Here is a 2146-nt window from a genome sequence, read left to right on the forward strand (position 1 = left end):
CGACAGAGTTAACTTCTGCCGCCCCTCATCAAACCGTACGTGCGCTTCTAACGCATACGGCTTTCCTTTCCGGTTTCATTGTTACAGTAAGATGGTAAAAAGACAATTAAAGTTACTTCGCATACGCGTACCGGAAGAATCTCTTTCGGTTTTCATTGCATGGGCGTCGATTTCTTAGAGCCATCTGCTTAAGGTAATCGTCAATTGTAAGCTCCGGAGATGAAATTAGGCTGCACATATAATCTCCCGACACAAGTTTCATTGCCTTGCAGAAAAATGAGTTGCCATATTTTATGGTTAACATCATTCCGGCTCTTACGCCACCATGTTTCTTACCACGGCAGGAGAAGTTCACCCTTAGTCTCTGTCTGACATAACCGTCCAGATTCTGATACCTGCTCAGCGGGATTCCATGGAATACACGTCCGCGCTCTTTCAGCGCAGCTCTGACATCCCGGCAGGCTCTGTTAGCGATCAGAAAGTAATTGAACTTACCCCTTAAAATCGGGTTGAGTTCCGCAGTCCACTGTTCAAATGACTTGGACAGCGTTTTTCCTGTTTTCGCCTTTATGTCCTCCTTGAACTTCCTGAGTGATTTTTCGCCTGGTCCTACCACATAGTATGTGAGTCCCTTTTTGGATACTTTCAGGTGCTGGAAGGTAAATCCAAGATAATTGAAGTTCTTATTGTGGAAATCAATATCATCAGTTTTATCCTCGGCGAGCTCTAACCCAAGTTCCTTTAGGACTCTTGCGACTACCTTCTTGGCCAGTTCCAGTTGTTCCGGCGACTTGCACATAACGATACTGTCATCCGCATACCGCACGAACTGCAGACCGGCCTTGTCCAGCTCCCAATCAAGTTCATTCAGATATATGTTTGCCAGCAGTGGAGAAATGACACCGCCCTGCATAGTACCGGCCGGTGTTTCATACTTCACGCTGTCTTCCATATATCCTGCTTTCAGGCTTTTCCAGATGATATCCAGCACCGTTCCATCAGAGATGTATTTATTCAATACCTTCATCAGTTTCTTGTGCGGGATATTATCGAAGAATCCCTTGATATCAAAGTCGTAAATGTAGACGTAGCCGTATTCCAACCTGCTCAGCACTTTCTTGATTGCCAGCTCCACATCTCTTCCCGGTCTGAAACCACAGGAGTTATCGTGAAACACCTTTTCTTCAAAGAAGGGCTGAAGCCGGTCGGTCAATGCCTGTTGTACAATACGGTCTTTGATCGTTGGGATGCCTAACGGCCTCATCTTTCCATTCTTTTTCGGAATGTACTTTCTGAGTACTGGGGACGGTTTATATGTCTTGGCCTTCAGCTCCTGCAGAAGTGATTCGATATTCAAATCAAGGTTTTCATCGAAATCCTTGATTGATACCTTATCAATACCGCCACATCCTTTATTAGCCTTGACATGTTTCCAAGCCTCCAGCAGAACTTTCTTGTTTAGAATCTGTCCATATACACTGAATAACTTCAACTTTAACGGTTCGTTCATCTGACTGCTGTTTCCTTTCTTCTTGCCCTGCACATTTCCTGTGGTTTCTTCCTGATCTCTCAGGCTACCTTCAGATTGCCATTACAGGTCATACAATTACTTCGGAATCCGGAAATGTAGTTTCCCTTCCGTCCATGTCATTTCTGACACTTCGTCCGTACTACGAAAACATCTGACTTCTGTACACGCATTCTGTCACTTCGCTTACGCTTATAGACAGGTGCCCGTTAAGTGCACAGATCTCACGGGGTCATCACACTTCCCTTCACTGACATGCGCCGTGCTTTCATTCCCTGCACTCCTGAATACCGCCACTGATTGGTACTCAGATATAAGTCTTCCCGATTTTTTCGCATGGTCGGCAGTGCAGAAAACCATTTCGCATTGATGTATTCGAGCCTGTCAGTTCGCATCCACCTCTTCCCTACGGCAAAGAACGCTCTTACCCGTTCACCCTCACGGACCGCAGTAGGCTTAGCTCTCGGCGTGGCAGTGGCCTTCGCCGGCAAAGGCTTTTCACCTTCACTAGGGTTCTACTTCATACGCTTTCATGTTTTCCATCCAGTTCTATCCTTTCTTGGATTACTTTGACAACGCACTATTGCGTTTCTGTATGAGTGTGACTGCCCGTCACAC

The 2146-nt window shown here is 45.9% G+C and carries 1 protein-coding gene; it reads right to left on the bottom strand.

Annotated features, from left to right (window positions below; all coding sequences use genetic code 11):
* Positions 1-112 precede the first annotated feature (112 nt).
* On the bottom strand, positions 113-1510 hold the full coding sequence (gene ltrA, locus MOZ60_RS11435) for a group II intron reverse transcriptase/maturase (RefSeq protein ID WP_370596778.1): 1398 nt from the start codon (positions 1508-1510) through the stop codon (positions 113-115).
* Positions 1511-2146 lie beyond the last annotated feature (636 nt).

This window comes from Grylomicrobium aquisgranense (assembly GCF_033971865.1).
GTDB lineage: Bacteria > Bacillota_I > Bacilli_A > Erysipelotrichales > Erysipelotrichaceae > Bulleidia > Bulleidia massiliensis.